This window comes from Parabacteroides distasonis (assembly GCF_004793765.1).
Lineage (GTDB): Bacteria > Bacteroidota > Bacteroidia > Bacteroidales > Tannerellaceae > Parabacteroides > Parabacteroides distasonis_A.
The window spans coordinates 40,693-62,380 of the sequence record NZ_SRYM01000003.1 but is presented as its reverse complement, the minus strand read 5'-3'; the positions used below and the strand labels follow the sequence as shown (position 1 = coordinate 62,380).

Here is a 21,688-nt window from a genome sequence, read left to right as displayed (position 1 = left end):
TAATTTTATAACGTATATGAAAACACAATTGATTTTATGTATATCTGGGACATTGCTGCTTGTCGGAATGTCTGGTTGCGAAAAAACTCCGGAGCGTCCTATGAATGTTGTGTATATTTTAGCGGATGACTTAGGATATGGAGATGTTGGCTGTTATGGCCAACAGATTATCAAGACTCCCAATATCGATCGGATGGCGGCGGAGGGAATGTTATTTACGCAGCATTATGCAGGATGTACGGTGAGTGCCCCTTCCCGTTGCTCCTTGATGACCGGATTGCATACGGGACATACACAAGTCCGGGGAAACCGGGAGATCACGCCCGAAGGCCAACAGCCGATGCGGGAGGATACCTATACGTTGGGTAAATTAATGAAATCGGCCGGTTATACGACTGGTATTTTCGGTAAATGGGGATTGGGATATCCGGGTTCTGTCTCCGTTCCCAATAAGATGGGTTTCGATGAGTTTTATGGGTATAATTGCCAACGGCAGTCGCATTCCTTCTATCCGGATCATTTGTGGCATAATGAGGAGAAGGTTCTTTTTCCGGAAAACGAGAACAATGCTTGCGAGACGTATTCGCAGGATTTGATTCATGAGCAAGCGTTGAAGTTCATCCGAGATCATAAGGAGCAACCGTTCTTTGCGATGCTTACTTATACGCTACCTCATGCGGAATTGAATCTTCCTCATGATTCTATTTATAAGATGTACGAGAACTCATTCGAGGAGACTCCTTATATTGGTAAGTTTGATAAAGTGTACGGCGGTTATAACACCTCGGAGAAACCATTAGCTTCCTTTGCCGCTATGGTCTCCCGGTTGGATAAATACGTGGGGGATGTAATGGCTGAATTGAAAGAGTTGGGTTTGGATAAGAATACGATCGTGATTTTTACCAGCGATAACGGCCCGCATCATGAAGGTGGAGCTGATCCCGACTTTTTCAAGAGTTACGGACCTTTCAGGGGGATCAAACGGGATGTATATGAAGGTGGTATCCGTATACCGATGGTGGCATGGTGCCCGGGTACGATCAAGGCCGGAGCTCAATCGGATCATATAAGCGCATTCTGGGATGTCATGCCGACATTGGCGGAGCTTACAGGTACGGTCTTGCCCGAGAAGACAGATGGAATCTCTTTCTTACCAACCTTGTTATCAAAGAAAGATCAACAGGCCCATGATTATTTATACTGGGAATTTCACGAGTTGAATGGCCGGGAAGCATTGCGCTCCGGTAAATGGAAACTAATCCGGCAACCGGTCGTGGGTGAGACTATATTGGAACTGTATGATTTAAGTAATGATATACACGAGGATACGAATCTAGCGGAGAAGTATCCCGATAAGGTAAAAGAACTAGCGTCCTTAATGGACAACGCCCGTACAGAGTCTCCGTATTTTGACTTTGGAAGAGAAAAGTAGGCGTGTGAGTAGTGGATAAAGTGTAGGCGTAATATCTGTTAGGTAATGATAAAAAAGGCTTTCTTTCAGCGAGAAAGCCTTTTTTTTGTATCTTTGGCTCTCGTAATTTTAAGACAAAAAGAAGTAAGACTATGTTAGACGTTCAAGCGATCCGAAAAGACTTTCCGATCTTGGATCATAAAATATACGATAAACCGCTGATATATTTTGATAATAGCGCTACTACCCAGAAACCTCGTCAAGTGGTAGAAAAGATAGAGAATGGATATTATAACGTAAATGCGAATATCCACCGAGGTGTGCATTTCTTGAGCCAAGCAGCGACAGAGGCGCATGAGGAGGCCCGCAAAACGGTACAGCATTTCTTGAATGCCCGTTCTTCGAACGAGATTATTTTTACCCGGGGAACTACGGAATCCATCAATCTGATCGCTTCCAGCTTTACGGATGAATGTATGTCGGCTGGGGATGAGGTGATCGTGTCCGTGATGGAGCATCATTCCAATATCGTTCCTTGGCAGATACAAGCGGCCCGGAAAGGAATCACCTTAAAAGTGATCCCGATGAATGAGAAGGGGGAGTTAAATCTGGATGAGTATCGTAAATTATTCTCGGATAAGACTCGTCTGGTTTCCGTGACTCATGTGTCTAATGTCTTGGGTACGGTAAATCCGGTAAAGGCGATGATCGAGATCGCTCATGAGCAAGGCGTGCCGGTGTTGATAGACGGGGCTCAAGCCGTTCCGCATATGAAGGTGGATGTGCAGGACTTGGATGCGGAGTTCTATGTTTTCTCCGGGCATAAGATTTACGGACCGACGGGTATCGGGGTCTTGTATGGCAAAGAGGAGTGGTTGGATAAACTTCCTCCGTATCAGGGAGGTGGCGAGATGATCGCTACGGTCTCGTTCGAGAAGACAACTTTTAATGAACTTCCCTTTAAGTTCGAGGCGGGAACTCCGGATTATATCGGTAGCACGGCATTGGCGGAAGCCTTGCGGTATGTAGATCGGATCGGTATAGAGAATATAGCGGCTTATGAGGATGAGCTTTTACGATATGCGACCGCTGGATTAAATACGATCGAAGGGATGCGTATTTTCGGACAAGCAGATCATAAAGGAGCGGTACTTTCTTTTTTGGTGGGTAATATCCATCATTACGATATGGGGATGTTGCTGGACCGTCTGGGAATAGCGGTTCGTACAGGGCATCATTGTGCTCAGCCTTTGATGCATACCTTAGGGATCGAGGGTACGGTGCGGGCGTCTTTCTCCTTTTATAATACGAAAGAGGAGATCGATACGTTCATCGCAGGTGTGGAACGAGTTCGGAAGATGTTTTGAGTATGATGTATTATATTAAGAAATATCCGTTTTCACTGGCGATTATAGTGATCGTTATTTACTTGTCGTTCTTTAAGCCGCCGCAGTTGGATAATATCCCATTATTCCCGGGAGTGGACAAGGTGGTTCATTTCTGTATGTATGGGGGGATGTCGGGTATGCTATGGCTGGAGTTCTTGCGGAATCACCGGAAGTATGAGACGGTATTAGGACATGCTTGGATCGGGGCGGTTTTATGCCCGATCGCCATGAGTGGGATTATTGAGATATTGCAAGAATATTGTACGACGTACCGGGGTGGGGATTGGTTTGACTTCTTGGCGAATACTTGCGGGGTGATCGCCGCTACGGCATTCGCTTGGTTCGTGCTTCGCCCTTGGATTGTGAAGGATTTGAATAGTTAAAATTACGATGCCCATCCAAAGGAGCTTACGATGGGCATTCAAAGGAGCTTACGATGCCCATCGTAAGGATGCTTGAATGGGCATCGTAAGCATGTGACGTGTTTTACGATAAAAAAGAGATAGATACATGTTATTACCCTATATGGAAACCGGTCGTATAGAGGCCGGGTGTGATGAGGCGGGAAGAGGTTGCTTGGCGGGTGCGGTATTCGCCGCCGCTGTGATTCTTCCGGAGGATTTCAAGAATCAGGATTTAAACGATAGCAAACAATTAAGCGAGAAGAAACGGTATAAGCTTCGCCCCGTCATCGAACGGGAGGCGATCGCTTGGGCGGTAGGTATCGTTAGCCCGGAAGAGATCGATAAGATTAATATCTTGAAAGCCTCTTTCTTGGCCATGCATCGTGCGATTGAGCAATTGAAAGTACAGCCGGAACATTTATTGATCGATGGAAACCGTTTTACCCCTTATCCCGATATTCCGCATACGACCGTAGTAAAAGGCGACGGAAAATACCTGAGTATCGCTGCCGCTTCTGTATTAGCTAAAACCTATCGGGATGATTATATGAATGAATTGGCCTTGGAATACCCCGCTTATCATTGGCTGGACAATAAAGGCTATCCTACCAAGGCACACAGGGAAGCGATCCGGGAATGCGGCATCACACCTTATCATCGTAAGACATTCACACTGTTACCGGAGCAACTTACGCTCGGCTTTTAATACGCATATAGGCATAACCCAATGCGTATATACGTATGAGTCTATGCCTATATCGGTGTGAAAATACCTGTTTTTATTGTTGTTCCTTTGTCCGGTAAGCCATTGCGTATAGACGCATTTGCTTCACCATCGCTACCAACCCGTTGGAACGGGTAGGGGATAAATGCTCTTTTAATCCTACCTTGTCTATAAAGTATAGATCCGCATCCAAGATTTCTTGAGGGGTATGGCCCGATAAGATCTGTATCAGCAAGGATACGATACCTTTTACGATCACGGCGTCGCTTTCTCCTTGGAAAATAATCTTGCCATCCACATAATCCGCTTGGAACCAAACCCGGCTTTGGCAGCCTTCGATCAAGTTACTTTCCGTTTTATATTTCTCATCAAGCGGGGGAAGAGAATTTCCTAGATCTATTAATAATGCGTATTTGTCCATCCAATCGTCGAAGACAGAGAATTCTTCGATTACATTGTCTTGAAGTTCATTGATTGTCATTTTATCAGTATTTTATCGATTGTATATTACTTCCAGTACGGTTTGACCGGCAGCTTTTAGAGTCTCACGGTCTATATTCTCCATATTATCTTTTTGCGTATGCCAATAACTGGCGAAACCTGTTTGAGACTCAGGGTCGTAGTTGATGATGTCGATACTCGGGATATTACGTCCGCTAATCACATATTGGTGATCGTCTGTGATGGCTCCACCTGCGGCGTTAATGAAATATTTGCCATATCCCAGATCACGGGCTGCGCTCCATACCATCTCAACGATTGGGGCTGCCGCATGCAAGGATTGTTGTTCCTTGAAAAACGTGGCGTTCTTGCCGCCCACCATATCCAATAAGATCCCGTATTCCGCCGTATAATTAGGGACATGCGGATTTTTAGCCCAGAACTGGGTACCTAGGCACCAGCTATCCGGCGTATAATCGGTTACGAATTCCGGCGTACCATAATCTTCTGCGTCGAAGAAAATAATATCGATACCGATACCCGGGGCTTTTTGTCCGGTTTGGCGGGCGATTTCCAATAAGGCACCTACACCACTACCGCCATCGTCTGCCCCGTCCAATGGAGTCCGGTGCTTGGAGGGATCGGGATCGTGGTCCGAATAGGGACGGCTGTCCCAATGCGCAAATAGTAAAATACGTTTACTATTCTCCGGATCAAACGAGCCTATGATGTTTCTCGCTTCCAGCTTCGTTCCGTCGTAGGCGGTCAGTATTGCTTCTTGCTGGTAGACTTTGGCGCCAAAGCGCTTTAATTCAGACGCTAGGTAATCCCCGCATGCTTTATGAGCCGCTGTATTAGGTACACGAGGACCAAAAGCGACTTGGTTCGCTACATAGGCGTAAGCGCTGTCCGCATTGAAATCGGGAACAGCTGAAGTGGTCGGTTGTTTTTTGATCTCCGGCATATTACCTGTCTCTTTGGTTCCTTTGGCTCCACATGATAAAAGAGCAAAACTCAATAAAGCAAAAAATAATCTGATCATAAATCTGTTTTGTTTATAATGTTTTTACGGAGGCAGCCGCTTGAACCTCGTCTAATACACGCATCAAGTTTCCACCCCATATCTTGGCGATATCTTCTTCTGTATATCCTTTCTCTATTAATTTAACAGTGATCTGTATGAAATCGTTGTCACTTTCGCAACCGATAATTCCGCCACCGCCATCAAAATCAGAGCCGATACCTACATGGTCGATACCGGCGACTTTTACCATATGATCGATATGTTCGATCGCATCGGTAAGGCTTGCGTTTTTATAATCCTCATTGATATAGCGGTCGAGCAAGCAAACTTGCGCTACGCCTCCATTTTGGGCAAGGGCTTTTAGTTGATCGTCGGTCAGGTTACGGTCGTGCTTACACATCGCCATGGATGAGGAGTGTGAGCAGATGATCGGGGCCTTGGACAATTTGATAACATCCCAAAAAGACTTTTCTGAGGCATGAGACATATCCACCATGATACCTTGGCGATTCATCTCTTTCACGACCTCTTCACCAAACGGACTTAAACCGTCCCACTCTTTCTTGGTATGGGTGGATGAGTCGCAAATGTCGTTATCGTAGGAGTGGCAGAGCGTGATATAATTGACACCCATCGCCTTGAACTTAGCGATATTCGCCAAGTCCTTACCTATGCCGTATCCATTCTCTATACCGATAAAGAACGCTTTTTTTCCTTCATTCTTCAAGCGGATGAAGTCTTGGTTCGTAACTGCGATGCCACATAAATCCTTATTCAATTCAGCTTGCTTGCGAATACCCTCGATCAAGCCTGTTACTTTTTGTACGGCTTCTTGTAAAGAGACCTCATCACGTTTACCTTGTCCGATGAAGGCCGCAAGGAACACCCCGTCTAGTTTCCCTTCTTGCATCTTAGGGATGTTTACCCGGTTACGTTCCCGGTCGGCGATACTGAATCCTGCACGTTTAAACCAGAAAGGAGTATCGGTATGTGTATCTACGGAAAGGAAATGTTTGTGCATCTCTTTGGCTTGGTGGAAAGTCTCGGCCTTTCCTATCAGGTGGCGGAATATCTTTAACATCGTAGTGTCGTCTCCGTAAGTCAATGCTTCCGGATGCCATTGAACTCCCATGATGGATCGGTTCGGATAAGCGTCGATAGCCTCGATAATACTGTCGGGCGCATAAGCGGTAGCCTTAAAGATAGGCGCCAACTCCTTGATCGCTTGATGATGAAGAGAGTTTACAGCTAAGGTATCTTTCCCTAGAATAGTGGCTAGCTGTGAGTTCGCATCAACGAAGACACGATGTGAGCCATACGAACTGGGTAAATCTTGCCTATGTTTGACAGAACGATCGCCACGTTGTGAGGGGATGTCTTGGTAAAGCGTACCGCCAAACGCTACATTCAACAGTTGCAATCCTCGGCATATACCTAAGACCGGAATATTTTGGTCGGTAGCCATCTTGATTAGTTTCAACTCATACAAATCGCGTACCGGATCGACTTCTTCCAGCTTTTCCCGAGGCTCCTCCTCATACCATAGAGGGTTTACATCCGCTCCTCCTATAAGAACTAGCCCGTCTAAATTCGATACGATATTCCTGAGTACCTTACCGTCTGTAACAGCCGGGATGATAACCGGAGTTCCCCCTGCCTTTACGATGGATTGGATATAGCTGGCTCCTACTCGGGAAGCCCCATTTGAAATACTGGCAGAGATCCCGATCAAAGGGAAGAATTGCGCCCGCACGTTTACATCGCAAGAGTCTGTCAACTCATATAGCTTTTTTATGTTGGGTACTTCCGATCCGGGTGTCTGTGCCTGTGCTCCACATAAGATGCTGCAGGCACATATTGCTGTGTATAAGATCTTTTTCATAATATGTAGTTGTTTTCGTTTGCTATTTGTTTGGGGAATCTTGTATAGCGGTCATAACCCTTAGCAAGTTTCCACCCCATATTTTCCGTATATCTTCTTCCGTATATCCTTCTTCTAAAAGTCGGACGGTAATGTTAATCAACTCGTTGGTAGCCGAGCAACCGATCAGCTCCCCGTCTCCGTCAAAATCCGAGCCGATTCCTACATGATCGATACCGATTAAATCCACGATATGATTGATATGGCGGATAGCGTCGCTTAAAGAAGCTTTTTCCTCTTCCTTATTGATGAATCCTTTGTATAGGCAGATTTGGGCGACACCCCCTTGAGCAGCCAGTGCTTTCAGCTGATCATCTGTTAAGTTACGGGGATGATCGCAAAGCGCACGTGCGGAAGAGTGGGAGGCTATGATTGGCGTCTCGCTCACTTCCATTACCTGATAAAAGGTACTTTCCGCCGCATGCGAGATATCAACCATGATTCCTAACCGGTTCATCTCTTTTACCACTTCCTTACCGAAAGGACTTAGTCCTTTCCATTCCTGTTTTCCTCTAGCGGAATCACAAATATCGTTATCCCCATTATGGCATAAGGTGATATAAGAGACTCCCATCTCCTTAAACATCCGTAGGTTCTCGATCTGCTTTCCTAAAGCGTACCCATTCTCGATACCGAGACAGATCGCTTTTTTCCCTTGCGCTTTGATTGTTCGGATCTCTTGGGGGGTAGTTGCTATAGCCATCCGGTCCGGATGTAAGGTTTGCTGGCGTTTTACTTGATTCAGCCGTTCTATCGCATACGCTGTCGCTGCCTGTAAGGATGCCTCATCTCGTTTACCTTGCGGGATATAGGCGACCATAAAGGTTGCGTCGATACGCCCTTCTTCCATAAAAGGAAGATTCACTTTCCCACCTTCTTTTTCCCCGATATTAAATTCGCCGGGAAAGATCATTGGGGTATCTGTATGGGAATCGATCGTCATGATCCGTTGATGGATCGTTTTGGCTTTTGCGAAACGGCGGGCATTCTCGATATGGTAAGCGAATAAGGCTTTCATGTCCTCATCCCCTTGCGGAGCCATGGCCTCCGGATGCCATTGTACGCCGAATATCGTTTTCTCCGTATGTTCCATTGCCTCATTGATTCTATCTGGAGCGGTCGCTGTCGCCCTAAAACCGGGTGCGACCTCTTTTACCGCTTGATGGTGGAAAGAGTTGACAAGGATTTGTTCTTCTCCATTGAAAATGGTACGTAGGCGGTTCATTCCCGGTTCGAGTGTTACTGTATGCGACGGATATTCCCGAGCCAATGTCTGGCTATGTTTCAATAGAGCATGATTGGCTTGTGAATGGATGTCTTGATAGACACTTCCTCCGAACGCTACATTCATGATCTGATGCCCCCGGCAAATACCCATGATCGGAATTTGTCGGTTAGCGGCCAAGCGAAGCAAGATCAAATCGTATTCGTCGCGTAACGTATCTACGTCTTGCAATTGCGGGATAGGCTCCTCATGCAAATAGAGCGGATTGATGTCTCCACCCCCGCTCATAACCAATCCGTCTAGTTCGGATACCAGTACGGTCAATGCTTTCAGATCCGTGATCACCGGGATAAGTACCGGAGCTCCCCCCGCATCCAGCACGGCTTGCACGTAGGTCTCGGCTATACAGGAAAGTCCGTCTCTCCGGTTAGCGGATATTCCTATTCGGGGAGGTTGAAGGCTTTCTTTAGCCGGTATATAATTATCAACTTCTTTGTATAGGGTCTCTAGATTCGGACGACGGACTTTCATGATTTTAAGCATCTATGTTAGCATATGTAGCGTTTTCCTCGATAAACTCGCGGCGAGGGCCTACGTCTTCACCCATCAACATGGCGAAGATCTGGTCAGCCTCGGCTGCGTTGTCGATCGTGATTTGCTTTAATGTACGGTTTTCCGGGTTCATGGTCGTATCCCACAATTGGTGGTCGTTCATTTCTCCCAAACCTTTGTATCGTTGTGTATGGATCGAGTTCTCGTTGCCTCCTCCATATTTTAAGATGAACTGCTGACGTTGTTGCTCGGTCCAGCAATATTCCTCAACCTTACCTTTCTTACACAAATAGAGGGGAGGAGTCGCCAGATAAACATATCCGTTCTCGATCAAGGAACGCATACGGCGGAAGAAGAAGGTCAAGATCAATGTGGCGATGTGGCTACCGTCCACATCAGCATCGGTCATGATAATCACCTTGTGGTAACGTAGCTTCTCCATGTTCAACGCCTTCGGATCATCCTCCGTACCGACGGTCACGCCCATCGCACGATAGATGTTCTGGATTTCCTCGCTTTCGAAGATCTTATGATCCATCGCTTTCTCCACGTTCAAGATCTTACCGCGCAACGGTAGGATCGCTTGGAAGTTACGGTCGCGTCCTTGCTTAGCCGTACCCCCTGCGGAGTCTCCCTCGACAAGGAACAATTCGCAGATCGCTGCGTCTTTAGAGGAACAGTCCGCCAATTTACCGGGAAGACCACCTCCTGTCAGCGGAGATTTACGTTGTACCAATTCGCGAGCCTTACGAGCAGCATGACGGGCTTGCGCGGCCAAGATCACCTTGTCGACGATTATTTTCGCCTCTTTCGGATGTTCTTCCAAATAATAGCCTAACGCCTCGCCGATCGCCATATCCACGGCACCGGTAACCTCGCTATTACCCAGCTTCGTCTTTGTCTGTCCCTCGAATTGAGGCTCGGCTACCTTGATAGAGATAACGGCGGTCAAACCTTCACGGAAGTCATCCCCTTGAATCTCCACCTTGGCTTTCTCCAATAATTTGGAATCCTCGGCGTACTTTTTCAACGTACGGGTCAGACCCCGGCGGAAACCGGCCAAGTGTGTACCACCTTCTATCGTGTTAATATCATTTACGTAAGAGAATACGCTCTCGTTGTAAGAAGTATTATAAGTTAACGCCACCTCAACAGGGATACCCTGTTTCTCGGTTACGATATGGATTACGTCTGGAATCAGTTTCTCTTTAGAACGGTCGATATAGCGGACAAACTCTTTCAATCCCTCATCCGAATGGAATACCTCGGACTTGAAAGAACCGTCTTCTTTCTGAACCCGCTTATCTGTCAGGCGTAGCGTAATGCCAGCGTTCAAGAACGCTAACTCGCGCAAACGGGTAGCCAATATATCATACTTGTATTCCGTGACCGAGAAGATAGAACCGTCCGGTTTAAAAGAGATCGTAGTACCTGTCTTATCCGTATCACCGATCACTTGTACGTCGTGCGACGGCTTTCCGCAAGAGAACTCTTGCATGTGTATTTTCCCGTTTCTGCGAACTTCCGCTTTCAGATAAGTAGAGAGGGCGTTCACGCAAGATACACCCACACCGTGCAAACCACCGGATACTTTATAGGTTCCCTTGTCGAACTTACCGCCGGCGTGCAGCACTGTCAATACTACTTCCAAGGCTGATTTACCTTCTTTCTCATGAATATCTACGGGGATACCGCGGCCGTCGTCGGTAACCGTGATCGAGTTGTCCTCATTGATTACCACGTCGATGTATGTACAATATCCGGCTAGCGCTTCGTCTATGGAGTTATCTACGACCTCATACACTAAGTGATGGAGACCTTTCTCGCTGGTATCGCCAATATACATGGATGGCCTTTTTCGTACTGCCTCTAACCCTTCAAGTACTTGAATACTATCTGCGGAGTACTCTGTAGAAGTATTCTTAATTTCTTCACTCATGAGTTTATCTTTCTTTAAAATCTGTAATTATCTATGTCCTCAAAAAAATCTAACAAATGTAGTGGTTTTTATCGAGATAGCGAAGTGGGGGATGTGAAAATAGCGAAAAAAGGACAGGGATAATAAAAAAGGAGAAAGATAAGCCATAAACTTATCTCTCTCCTTTTTAGGTTGGTAGCCCATAGGGGAATCGAACCCCTCTTTCAAGAATGAAAATCTTGCGTCCTAGCCGATAGACGAATGGGCCATTAGGCCTAAAAAGCCGGGCTTGCTGAGAGTCCGGCTTTATACTTGTAAAAGTAATTACCTTCTGCTTATGCTAACGCATTAACGTGCTTAGCCAACTTGGATTTCAGATTGCCGGCCTTGTTCTTGTGGATAACGTTCTTTTTTGCAAGCTTATCCAACATAGAGCATACCTTAGGGAATAAAGCTTGTGCTTCATTCTTGTCTTCAGTAGCGCGCAAAACTTTCATAGCGTTTCTAGCTGTCTTTGCGTAATATCTGTTACGCAAACGTCTTGCGTTTGTCTGTCTGATTCTCTTGATTGATGACTTATGATTTGCCATTTCTAGATCTTCTCTTTATTGTTTTTTAATCCTGTTTATTGTAGCCCATAGGGGAATCGAACCCCTCTTTCAAGAATGAAAATCTTGCGTCCTAGCCGATAGACGAATGGGCCATTAGGCCTAAAAAGCCGGGCTTGCTGAGAGTCCGGCTTTATACTTGTAAAAGTAATTACCTTCTGCTTATGCTAACGCATTAACGTGCTTAGCCAACTTGGATTTCAGATTGCCGGCCTTGTTCTTGTGGATAACGTTCTTTTTTGCAAGCTTATCCAACATAGAGCATACCTTAGGGAATAAAGCTTGTGCTTCATTCTTGTCTTCAGTAGCGCGCAAAACTTTCATAGCGTTTCTAGCTGTCTTTGCGTAATATCTGTTACGCAAACGTCTTGCGTTTGTCTGTCTGATTCTCTTGATTGATGACTTATGATTTGCCATTTCTAGATCTTCTCTTTATTGTTTTTTAATCCTGTTTATTGTAGCCCATAGGGGAATCGAACCCCTCTTTCAAGAATGAAAATCTTGCGTCCTAGCCGATAGACGAATGGGCCAAAATGTCAAAGTTCTCACTTTTAACGTTCTAAGAAAATGATTTCCCGATTGCGTGTGCAAAGATAGACGATCTCTCTGAACTGGCAAAACATTTCGAAGGAAAATTTAATACTACTCACTGTTTTAACTTCTCTTTAGAACTTATATCTTCCAGATAAATTTCCAAGGCCTTAACGGAAATATTTATTTCCCAGATACATACACATAACGACGCCGCTAATAGCAATAAGGCTATGCCGAATATCCATGCGGCGAAAACCTGCCACGATACATAAATGAAGAACATTGCGATCACGCAGAGCAGCAAGCTGAGTATTCCTAATATTTGCATGGAACGGGTCAGATAGAGCCTTTTCCGCAGGTTCGCTATCTGGGCGATATCCTTGGGGTCATGGGTTTGCTGATGCTTTTCTTTCAAGGCACGCACTACGCTGGCGTATGAAAGGAAGCGATTCGTATAGGCCAACAGTATCAATGATATGGCGGAAAACAATAAAGAAGGGGTCGTTAAGTCCAACATAATTCTATACTTTAAATTATATGTATAACGTTAATTTGAGTATCTTTGTTCGTAATCATCGTCGCAAAGATATGAATTATGTTGTGTAAAACGAGGGGGATTGTCTTGCATACGATCCCTTACAATGATAAATATTCTATTATATATATGTATACGGAGGCGTTTGGCCGGGCCTCGTATCTGGTTAGTCGTAGCCGTGGGAAGAAAAGCACGGTATCGAAGGCTTTGTTTATACCTTTGTCCGTTCTGGAGATGGAGGTGGAGCACTTGAATAAGCGGGATTTGCACCGGATTAAGGAGACCCGCATTTGTTTTCCGCTGAATGATGTTTGTTGTGATCCGGTTAAGAATGTATTGGCGCTTTTCCTCTCGGAGGTTCTTTTTAGGGTTCTAAAAGATACGGAACCGGATCCTCGTTTATTTGATTACCTGTACGAGTCTATACATCTATTGGAGTATGCGGATAAAGGTATCGCTAATTTTCATTTGGTTTTCTTGTTAGGTCTTCTCCACTATCTCGGTATTTTCCCGAACGTGGAATCACATCGGGTGGGGTATTATTTCGATATGTTGAATGGGGTGTTTACGGATCATATCCCAATGCATCGGCATTATTTAAATAAGGTGGAGAGTGCTTTCTTTTCCCGTTTGCTTCGTATCAGCTTTGAGAATATGTCGCTTTATGGTTTTTCCCGTCAAGAGCGGGTCCGTATTATTCATCGTGTTCTTGAATATTACCGTCTGCATCTCCCGGATTTCCCGGAAATCAAATCGTTATCGGTGATGCAAAGCTTATTTGATTGATTTATATACATCTTTTGTAACCTTCTTATTTTATGAAGGATAATCGTGTATCCTTCGTTCGCTGTCACCGAACGATCGTTCACCGCCGCTGAATGGTCATTCGCTGGTGGTGAACGATCATTCAGCGGCGGTGAATATAGAATAGATAGGATCGTGATCGAATTTATATAAGGAGGGGATCGTGTTTGAATACGGAATGAATGTGAAATGATATAGGGTCGAGAGAGACAACAATGGTTGCGATGGCAGCTGGCAGATATGTGACCGTTGTTGCCGGGCATATAAAAACATTTGATAACGGTTGCCTATTTGAGGAAAAGATTATACTTTTGCGATCTCAAAAGAGTTGGTCTTGTAGTTCAACGGATAGAATAGAAGTTTCCTAAACTTTAGATCCGGGTTCGATTCCCGGCGAGACTACTTTTGTTTCCTCCCTTTTTTATCAAACTTGCTCAAAACAAGTGAGTTGATCTCCTTATTGTTAAACGTTTTTTTGTCTCTTGTATAAAGAGAGAGTAAATAAGTGTTTTCTTACCGCAGGTTGTTTCTTGTGGTGGGAATATTGTTTATATTTGCGCAAGGTAATCTCTAAAAGATGGAACAACAGCTTAATTAATAAGCTAAGAGGCTTTTTCTTTTTGAATCAATAGAGAAAGCATGGGTGTTTGGTTCCTATTCACGTGGAGAGGAGACGAAGGATAGTGATATTGATATTCTGGTTCGTTTTGACTCCCACGCTCGTATTACATTATTCAAGTATGAGGGTATGGTGGAAGCTCTAAGTCAATTGTCGCATCGTAAGGTTGATTTGGTGGAGGAAGGACAATTGAAGGATTTTGCCGTTTCTTCTGTAGATCGGGATAAAATATTGGTATATGAGAGAGAAGCCTAAAGACAATACACGCCTACGGCATATGCAGGAGGCGATCCAGGAACAAGATATTGCGTTTTGCGATCATCAAGGGATCGCATGGGATGAGGTCATAGGCATGCGCCATGTGTTGGTGCATGGATATATTATCAGATTCGGGATGAGATTGTGTGGGGAACCATTCAAACCGATCTATTTCCGCTTAAGGATAAGATAGAACGGTTACTCTGTAAATAACTCAATGTATTGTTTAGAAAATAACCCTTTATTGGGGGGGCCTATCAAATAAAGATCTATTTAATAGGCCTTAAATGTTACCCGTTCGCCATTATATAGGCATTTAAAAGTCCGGCCACTAATCCATACGTTCTCTAGTGTTGTTCGTCCGTCTTCATAGTCCATATAAAGTATATCGGTATAATAATTGTCCCAGTCCCAGTAGAATGGGATTTCCTCTCGATCTATGCGTCCGCTAGGGTAATGATAAATTCTTGTATCCCATCCTTTTCCATCTGGATTAAATGTAAGTTGCTGCTCACAATCTAAACCGTCTACGACAAACCAATCTGTCCATACGTAATTACATAAATCATAGGTGATTTCCTCATACGGATCATAATACGGATCTTCCTCGCAACTACTGAATCCGCATAAGACGGCGATCAATAAGCATATGTTTATTAAATATCTTTTAGCCATAGCTCTATACCTTAAATACTATTTGGAGGTAAAGATACAAATCTTACGGAAAGGATATTTCTTTTTTAGTATCTTTAGCGCAAAATTTTCGGATATATGCAAAAAATATTACGCATTAAGAACGATATTCATGAGCTTACCACGATGAATCAGTTCTTGGAAGAAGCTGTCTCAAATATAATTTTTTATGCGTATAGGGAAATGCTGAGGATGCCGTAGACGTTTACAAAAAAACGACGACTGCCCAGAAAGAGACTTTACGTTTGGTCGGTATGCGGGGGATGAGGTTCGTGAGACTTTTAGTTTGATGGAGATTTAACGCTCTCTTCAAGATAGAAGATATAAAATAAGTGTGAAGGTTAGGGAAAAGGTAGCTGGTGTGCCAAATTTGGCACACCGGTTTTGTGTTAATCATTTAGATCTTTGTCAATGGGGCTATCCCATTTGCCGCCGTTTAATATATCAAGGGTGAAGGTGTCGTCTGATTCCTTTGGAGCGTAGAGAATCCCGGTATAACGAATAATGTGATTTATGAGAGGCAGGATGTCATTAATCTCTCTTTCCCGGGTTACTTCGTTTATCTGATTTTTGGCCGAGAGGTGTGCTTTGAGCATGAATTCCGGAGCCGGGATAAACGTGAAGAAGGAATGGGTGAATTTTGTTTTCCCGATATCAGAGTCGTTAAAAGTGTTGGTTTGTGTATAAGGCGTGTTTTGCGAAATGCCATTCCCGGAGGTTAAGTCAATCTTGTTTTGATAGTTGGAGACATTTATCGTGAAGCTTTTTAGGGCTTTAGGTACGGTATCGGTGGATATGAACTCTATTTTACCGACAATTCTTTGTAAGGTGATATCTTTAATGATTCTTTCTCCCGCTTGTACCTCTTGAGTTAGAAAAAGATGAAACGTATCTGATACTTTACTGAATAGCGCGGTTTGTCCGGACACGGAGATATTCTTGTCTGAGTGGGCTAAGAAACAAAGATGATAGTTGCCGGAGGGCAGTGAATCATAAATGATTGTGAAATCCTGGTCTTGAGGCGTGAATTGCTTATGCTTTATCAGAATGTCCGGTTTTCCGCTTCGGTATACGATATAATCGATCCGGTTGTATAAATTATCCGGATCGATATCTGGTGTAGAAGGATCTTCCTCGGTATTGGGATTTTGGGGAATAGGCTCAGGGATATCCAACTCGGGGATGCTCTTGGTTACGGGAAAGGGTAATATTTCCTTTTGTAAATCGATCGTAAACTGTATGGGTGATAATTCCTCTTGCAGGTCGGGGCTAGGTATTTCCTTTTCCGTTCTATTACAAGAGCAAAAACAAAGCAGGCAGGCGATAGCCACTAATTCTTTTTTCTTCATAGTTACTGTGTTTGGTAAATGTTTTACGCAAAGGAACGATATATTTTGTGAATTAAAAAATATTAAGCTGTTAAATTGGCGTACACCGGGTTATTTTTCATAGTTTTGTGAATCAACAATGTAATTACCTTAGTTTAATAAAACGGAATAATACCATGAAACGAAAAATCAGAATGGGAATGGTCGGCGGTGGAAAAGGTTCGTTTATCGGGGCCGTTCATCGTATCGCCGCTAATTTGGACGGACAGATTGAATTGGTCTGTGGATGTTTTAGTTCTCGCCCCGATAATTCATTGGCTACCGGACAATCTTTATTTTTACCGGATAATCGTATTTACGCATCTTATCAGGAGATGATAGAGAAAGAGGTCGCCCTGCCTGAAGGTGAACGGATGGATTTTGTGTCTATCGTTACCCCAAATCATGTGCATTTCGGTCCGGCCATGATGGCGTTGGAACATGGTTTTCATGTCGTGCTGGATAAACCGATGACATATACCTTGGATGAGGCGAAACAATTACGTGACAAAGTGAAGGAAACCGGAAAATTGTTTATGCTGACTCATACTTATACCGCTTACCCGATGGTGAAGGAAGCTCGGGAAAGGGTGCGTAAGGGTGATTTAGGTAAGATACGCCGTATTTATGTGGAATATCCTCAAGGTTGGCTGTATAATGACTGCGCTGATGTTAATAAGCAGGCGGCTTGGCGGGTGGATCCCAATCGGTCGGGGAAGGCTGGTTGCATGGGGGATATCGGGACGCATGCGTTTAATCTGGCGGAATATATAACCGGGCTGAAGGCCGTGGAATTGTGCGGTGAATTGAACACCTTTGTGCCGGATCGTCTTTTGGATGACGATGGGGCGGCATTGATCCGTTATGAGGGAGGTGCGAAAGGGGTGTTGACCGCTTGCCAGATCGCCGTAGGCGTAGAGAATGGCTTGAATATTCGTGTGTATGGAGAGAAAGGTGGGTTGGAATGGCGTCAAGAAGAACCGAATACGATGATTATGCGTTGGCCGGATCGTCCGGCGGAGATCGTCCGTACTTCCAATGGATATATGTCGGGTATCGCCGCTCATAATTCCCGTACGCCGGGAGGGCATCCGGAAGGCTATATAGAGGCATTCGCTAATTTGTATCGGAATTTCGCTTTGGCTTTGCAATCGATTCTGGCGGGAGAGGAGCCGGCTCCTGAGACATTGGATTTCCCTTCCGCAGAGGATGGTGTCCGTGGCATGCGGTTTATCGAGACGATTGTAGCTACCGGATCGACAGAGAATAAATGGATAAAAATAATCGACTAAAAATAATACTATTATGGCACGTCCTGTAACATTGTATACCCTCCAGTGGGGAGATCTATCACTGGAAACAGTTTGTCAAAAAGCGAAAGAATTCGGATATGACGGTGTGGAATTGGGACTTCCCGATCACGTGGATGTCCGACGTACGGACACGGCTTATTATCAAGGAATCAAGGATCTGTTAAGGAGATATGACTTACGGCTTTATGCGATCTCTACCCATTTGGTAGGACAAGCTGTTTGCGATAATATCGATGAACGTCATAAAGCGATCTTACCGGATTATATTTGGGGAGATGGTGATCCGGAAGGGGTTCACCGACGGGCTACCGAGGAGATGATCCGGACCGCTCATGCGGCGAAGATGCTGGAAGTCGATACCGTTGTAGGTTTTACGGGTAGTTCTATTTGGCATTATTTGTATTCTTTCCCCCCGGTAACGGACACTATGATACAAAAGGGGTATGACGATTTCGCCCGTCGCTTTACGCCCATCTTGGATGAGTTTCAGAAATTGGGTGTGCGTTTTGCGTTGGAGGTACATCCTACAGAGATTGCGTTCGATACTTTTTCCGCACGCAGGGCATTGGAGGCGGTAAATAACCATCCTGCTTTCGGCTTTAACTATGATCCGAGTCATCTGGGATATCAAGGGGTGGACTATGTGGATTTCATCTATCAGTTCCCGGAGCGTATCTTTCATGTGCATATGAAGGACGTATATTGGAGTGATACCCCCAAGCAGGTGGGTATATTCGGCGGTCATGTTACTTTCGGCGATCCACGTCGATATTGGAATTTCCGTAGCTTAGGACGAGGTAAGATTAATTTTGAGGAGATTATCCGTGCTTTGAATTCAATTGGCTATCAAGGTCCGCTTTCCGTGGAGTGGGAAGATAGCGCTATGGATCGGGAACATGGGGCACGGGAATCTTGCGAACTGGTGAAGAAAGTGGATTTCCAACCTTCCACACATGCGTTCGACGCATGTTTCGGGAAGGAATAAATAATTATTAATTACAAAAAATACGAGATTCGATGAGTGTGAGAAAGTGGATGTTTGTCGGGGCCTTGTTATTGGCCGCCGGCTTGAGTTCTTTGGGATTTGCCCAAAAACCGGGGTTGAAGTTTAATCAGGATAAGAAGTTTAAGATCGTACAGTTTACGGACTTGCATGTAAAATGGCAAGATCCTCGCTCGGACATCGCTTTTGAGCGTATGAACCAAGTATTGGATGACGAGAAACCGGACTTGGTGATTTTTACGGGAGATATTATCTATAGCAAGCCTGCGTTGGAAAATATGCGGAATGTATTGAAAACAGTCTCCGACCGTAAAATACCGTTCTCCATTGTTTTCGGAAATCATGATAATGAGCAGGGGGCGACAAAAGAAGAGTTGCTGAAAGTAGCCGAAAGTCTACCGTATAGTTTGACGGCGGATGAGGTCCCCGAAATCTCAGGTGTTGGTAATTATGCCTTGACCGTACGTTCGTCCGATGGTAAGAAGGATGCTTGCGTTTTGTATTGCATCGACTCGAATACCTATTCAACAATCAAAGGAATCAAAGGTTACGATTATATTAAACGTGACCAGATCGATTGGTATTGTAAGAAAAGCGCTGAGTTTACCCGGAATAACGGGGGAGAGCCGGTTCCTTCTTTGGCTTTCTTCCATATCGCATTGCCGGAGTTTAATCAAGCGGCTTCCGATGAGAACGCTCAACTATATGGCATACGTAGAGAAAAGGCATGCGCTCCGGCCTTGAATTCCGGTTTGTTTACGGCTATTAAGGAGAATGGGGACGTGATGGGTATATTTGTCGGTCATGATCATGATGACGATTATGCGGTTTGCTGGCATGATGTCCTATTGGCTTACGGCCGTTTTACTGGGGGAAACACGGAATACAATCATTTGACGAATGGTGCTAGGGTGATCGAACTGAATGAAGGCACACGCTCTTTTGATACTTGGATTCGCACGAAAGCCGGTGTAGAGCAGCTTACTTCCTATCCGGATTCATTCGTGAAAGAGTGAAGATCTATATCATTCTGAAAATGATATAAAAACTGTATTCCTTATTGTTAAAGCTCTAAATTATATCTAACTTTGCGGTTGGTTGAAAAGTAAAAACTAGAATATGAAGAAAATTAGAGCTGCCATCGTAGGTTATGGCAACATCGGGAAATATGTGTTAGAGGCCCTTGAAGCTGCCCCGGATTTTGAGGTAGCAGGTGTTATTCGTCGTAATCCGAATGATATTCCGGACGAGTTGAAGGCATACACGGTTACTGATAGCGTCACCAAGTTAGATCAGGTTGACGTAGCGGTTTTGGCTACTCCTACACGCAGCGTGGAAGAGCATGCGAAAGAGATTTTGGCTTTAGGCATCAATACGGTCGATAGTTTCGACATCCACGGAGGTATCGTGGACTTACGTCGTTCTTTGGATGCTGTAGCGAAGGCTCATAATACGGTAGCTGTAATTTCTGCCGGTTGGGATCCGGGAAGCGACTCTGTGGTACGTGCTTTGTTAGAGGCGATGGTGCCGAAAGGTATTACTTATACGAACTTTGGTCCGGGAATGAGTATGGGGCATACGGTTGCCGTGAAGGCTATCGAAGGCGTGAAGGCGGCTTTAAGTATGACGATTCCTTTGGGAACGGGCGTGCACCGTCGTATGGTTTATATTGAGGTAGAAGACGGATACGATTTCAAGCAAGTGTCTGCCGCTATCAAGGCGGATGATTATTTCGCTCATGATGAGACTCATGTAATGCAGGTTGAATGTGTCGATAATCTGCTGGACATGGGACATGGCGTGAATTTGGTTCGTAAAGGTGTATCGGGTAAGACTCAGAACCAGTTGATCGAATTCGATATGAAGATCAATAACCCTGCCTTGACTGCTCAAATCTTGGTTTCTGTCGCCCGTGCGAGCTTGAAGCAACAACCGGGTGCGTATACGATGATCGAGTTGCCGATAATCGATATGCTGTACGGCGAGAGAGAGAACTTAATTAGAAGACTCGTTTAAATAATTGAAAATTGAGAATTGAAAATTCCATTTTCAATTCTCAATTAAATAAGGATTATGCTTGATTTTATTACATGGACTGCCGATCCCGCTATCTTTACTATCGGTTCCCGGGAGATTCGCTGGTATGGATTGGCTTTTGCGATCGGTTTCGCTATTGGCTATATGATTGTAGAGCGGATGTGGAAAAAGGAGAGACTGCCGCCCGCATGGATCGATTCCCTTTTGATTTATACGATGCTCGGTACGGTGATTGGTGCCCGTTTGGGGCATTGTTTGTTTTATGCGCCGGAATATTATTTAGCCAACCCTGTCGAGATTCTCAAGATCTGGGAGGGAGGATTGGCTAGCCATGGTGGTACGTTAGGTATAATTATCGCCATTTATTTTTACTCTAAGCGAGTAAGCCATAAAAGTATGTTATGGGCTTTCGATAAGTTGGTGGTTCCGACAGGATTGGTGGCTGCTATGATTCGTTTGGGAAACTTGATGAATCATGAGATTTACGGTCATTCCACTGATTTGCCTTGGGGATTTCGTTTTATCGATAATTTATACGCATGGAGAATGGGGGCTGAACCTATTTTTTCTGCTCCGAGCCATCCGACGCAATTGTATGAGGCCGCTTGCTATCTGGTGACATTCGTTATCTGTATGTGGTTATATTTCAAGAAAGAGGCATGGAAAAAGCAAGGATTTATCTTCGGCGTATTTATGATATGCGTATTCGGGTCTCGTTTCTTCATAGAATTCGTAAAAAATGACCAAGAGCCTTTCGAGGCTGAAATGATGTTGAATATGGGGCAATGGTTAAGCATCCCGTTTGTTTTGGCAGGGTGCTGGTTTGTCTGGAGAGCGCTAAGAAATGGAAAATTAAAAATTGAAAATTGAAAATTAGAGAGCACACGCTTTGTTATTTTCAATTTTTAA

At 44.6% G+C, this 21,688-nt stretch carries 22 protein-coding genes, 4 tRNA genes and 1 pseudogene; 14 read left to right on the top strand and 13 right to left on the bottom strand.

Annotated elements, in window-relative coordinates; all coding sequences use genetic code 11:
* Positions 1–16: 16 nt before the first annotated feature.
* The 4 genes from E5342_RS01795 to E5342_RS01780 all read left to right on the top strand — a co-directional run bounded on the left by E5342_RS01795 (position 17) and on the right by E5342_RS01780 (position 3,909).
* Positions 17–1,432, top strand: coding sequence for an arylsulfatase (locus E5342_RS01795; protein ID WP_121736942.1), 1,416 nt, complete (start codon positions 17–19; stop codon positions 1,430–1,432).
* Between the two features lie 131 nt (positions 1,433–1,563).
* The gene (locus E5342_RS01790) at positions 1,564–2,778 is read left to right on the top strand and encodes a cysteine desulfurase (protein WP_121736943.1); all 1,215 of its coding nucleotides are present in this window, start codon (positions 1,564–1,566) and stop codon (positions 2,776–2,778) included.
* Between the two features lie 2 nt (positions 2,779–2,780).
* On the top strand, positions 2,781–3,182 hold the full coding sequence (locus tag E5342_RS01785; RefSeq protein ID WP_121736944.1) for a VanZ family protein: 402 nt from the start codon (positions 2,781–2,783) through the stop codon (positions 3,180–3,182).
* 127 nt (positions 3,183–3,309) lie between these two features.
* The gene (locus tag E5342_RS01780; protein ID WP_121736945.1) at positions 3,310–3,909 is read left to right on the top strand and encodes a ribonuclease HII; all 600 of its coding nucleotides are present in this window, start codon (positions 3,310–3,312) and stop codon (positions 3,907–3,909) included.
* Between the two features lie 73 nt (positions 3,910–3,982).
* On the opposite strand, the gene E5342_RS01775 is transcribed toward E5342_RS01780, so the two are convergent.
* The 11 genes from E5342_RS01775 to E5342_RS01725 form a co-directional block, all read right to left on the bottom strand.
* Positions 3,983–4,408: a SufE family protein gene (locus E5342_RS01775; protein ID WP_121736946.1), complete on the bottom strand. Its 426-nt coding sequence runs from the start codon at positions 4,406–4,408 to the stop codon at positions 3,983–3,985.
* Positions 4,409–4,420: 12 nt separating this feature from the next.
* Positions 4,421–5,410 carry a M20 family metallopeptidase gene (locus E5342_RS01770; RefSeq protein ID WP_135958694.1) on the bottom strand — a complete coding sequence of 330 codons (990 nt, stop codon included), beginning with the start codon at positions 5,408–5,410 and terminating at the stop codon, positions 4,421–4,423.
* A gap of 13 nt (positions 5,411–5,423) precedes the next feature.
* Complete coding sequence (locus tag E5342_RS01765) at positions 5,424–7,274, bottom strand: membrane dipeptidase (protein WP_121736948.1); 1,851 nt, start codon at positions 7,272–7,274, stop codon at positions 5,424–5,426.
* Positions 7,275–7,296: 22 nt separating this feature from the next.
* The gene (locus E5342_RS01760; RefSeq protein ID WP_121736949.1) at positions 7,297–9,081 is read right to left on the bottom strand and encodes a gamma-glutamyl-gamma-aminobutyrate hydrolase family protein; all 1,785 of its coding nucleotides are present in this window, start codon (positions 9,079–9,081) and stop codon (positions 7,297–7,299) included.
* Positions 9,074–11,029, bottom strand: coding sequence for a DNA topoisomerase (ATP-hydrolyzing) subunit B (gyrB, locus tag E5342_RS01755; protein WP_121736950.1), 1,956 nt, complete (start codon positions 11,027–11,029; stop codon positions 9,074–9,076). Before gyrB ends, E5342_RS01760 begins: the two co-directional genes overlap by 8 nt.
* A gap of 172 nt (positions 11,030–11,201) precedes the next feature.
* Positions 11,202–11,276 (bottom strand) — tRNA-Glu (locus E5342_RS01750).
* A gap of 67 nt (positions 11,277–11,343) precedes the next feature.
* Positions 11,344–11,598, bottom strand: coding sequence for a 30S ribosomal protein S20 (gene rpsT / locus E5342_RS01745; protein ID WP_005859369.1), 255 nt, complete (start codon positions 11,596–11,598; stop codon positions 11,344–11,346).
* A 41-nt stretch (positions 11,599–11,639) separates the two neighbouring features.
* Positions 11,640–11,711: transfer RNA gene (locus E5342_RS01740), tRNA-Glu, on the bottom strand.
* Positions 11,712–11,778: 67 nt separating this feature from the next.
* Entirely contained in the window at positions 11,779–12,033 is a 255-nt protein-coding gene (gene rpsT / locus E5342_RS01735) for a 30S ribosomal protein S20 (RefSeq protein ID WP_005859369.1), read from the bottom strand.
* A 41-nt stretch (positions 12,034–12,074) separates the two neighbouring features.
* Positions 12,075–12,146, bottom strand: a tRNA-Glu gene (locus E5342_RS01730).
* Positions 12,147–12,262: 116 nt separating this feature from the next.
* Positions 12,263–12,667 carry a DUF2721 domain-containing protein gene (locus E5342_RS01725; protein WP_121736951.1) on the bottom strand — a complete coding sequence of 135 codons (405 nt, stop codon included), beginning with the start codon at positions 12,665–12,667 and terminating at the stop codon, positions 12,263–12,265.
* A gap of 78 nt (positions 12,668–12,745) precedes the next feature.
* Here E5342_RS01725 and recO point away from each other — a divergent pair, with 78 nt between their 5' ends.
* The 4 genes and pseudogenes from recO to E5342_RS01705 all read left to right on the top strand — a co-directional run bounded on the left by recO (position 12,746) and on the right by E5342_RS01705 (position 14,559).
* Positions 12,746–13,471 (top strand): DNA repair protein RecO, encoded by a 726-nt coding sequence (gene recO / locus E5342_RS01720; protein ID WP_121736568.1) that lies wholly within the window; start codon positions 12,746–12,748, stop codon positions 13,469–13,471.
* A gap of 348 nt (positions 13,472–13,819) precedes the next feature.
* A tRNA-Arg gene (locus tag E5342_RS01715) sits at positions 13,820–13,891 on the top strand.
* A 164-nt stretch (positions 13,892–14,055) separates the two neighbouring features.
* A pseudogene (locus tag E5342_RS01710) lies at positions 14,056–14,363 on the top strand (nucleotidyltransferase family protein).
* Positions 14,347–14,559, top strand: a complete 213-nt coding sequence (locus E5342_RS01705) for a hypothetical protein (protein ID WP_236651456.1) — start codon at positions 14,347–14,349, stop codon at positions 14,557–14,559. The pseudogene E5342_RS01710 and the gene E5342_RS01705 overlap by 17 nt, the downstream one beginning before the upstream one ends.
* An 80-nt stretch (positions 14,560–14,639) precedes the next feature.
* Here the strand turns inward: E5342_RS01705 and E5342_RS01700 are convergent, their stop codons facing one another.
* Positions 14,640–15,041, bottom strand: a complete 402-nt coding sequence (locus E5342_RS01700; RefSeq protein WP_135958693.1) for a hypothetical protein — start codon at positions 15,039–15,041, stop codon at positions 14,640–14,642.
* A gap of 96 nt (positions 15,042–15,137) precedes the next feature.
* Between E5342_RS01700 and E5342_RS19965 the strand changes: the two genes are divergently transcribed.
* Positions 15,138–15,260 (top strand): hypothetical protein, encoded by a 123-nt coding sequence (locus E5342_RS19965; RefSeq protein WP_259463434.1) that lies wholly within the window; start codon positions 15,138–15,140, stop codon positions 15,258–15,260.
* A 188-nt stretch (positions 15,261–15,448) separates the two neighbouring features.
* Here E5342_RS19965 and E5342_RS01690 read toward each other — a convergent pair whose 3' ends face one another.
* Entirely contained in the window at positions 15,449–16,408 is a 960-nt protein-coding gene (locus tag E5342_RS01690; RefSeq protein ID WP_135958692.1) for a FimB/Mfa2 family fimbrial subunit, read from the bottom strand.
* A 155-nt stretch (positions 16,409–16,563) separates the two neighbouring features.
* Here E5342_RS01690 and E5342_RS01685 point away from each other — a divergent pair, with 155 nt between their 5' ends.
* From E5342_RS01685 to lgt, 5 genes are all read left to right on the top strand, one after another.
* Entirely contained in the window at positions 16,564–17,718 is a 1,155-nt protein-coding gene (locus E5342_RS01685) for a Gfo/Idh/MocA family protein (RefSeq protein WP_135958691.1), read from the top strand.
* 13 nt (positions 17,719–17,731) lie between these two features.
* Complete coding sequence (locus E5342_RS01680) at positions 17,732–18,724, top strand: sugar phosphate isomerase/epimerase family protein (protein WP_135958690.1); 993 nt, start codon at positions 17,732–17,734, stop codon at positions 18,722–18,724.
* Positions 18,725–18,756: 32 nt separating this feature from the next.
* Positions 18,757–19,758, top strand: coding sequence for a metallophosphoesterase family protein (locus E5342_RS01675; RefSeq protein ID WP_135958689.1), 1,002 nt, complete (start codon positions 18,757–18,759; stop codon positions 19,756–19,758).
* Between the two features lie 103 nt (positions 19,759–19,861).
* Positions 19,862–20,758: a diaminopimelate dehydrogenase gene (locus E5342_RS01670; RefSeq protein ID WP_135958688.1), complete on the top strand. Its 897-nt coding sequence runs from the start codon at positions 19,862–19,864 to the stop codon at positions 20,756–20,758.
* Positions 20,759–20,815: 57 nt separating this feature from the next.
* Positions 20,816–21,649: a prolipoprotein diacylglyceryl transferase gene (gene lgt / locus E5342_RS01665; protein WP_135958687.1), complete on the top strand. Its 834-nt coding sequence runs from the start codon at positions 20,816–20,818 to the stop codon at positions 21,647–21,649.
* The last annotated feature ends 39 nt before the right edge of the window (positions 21,650–21,688 follow it).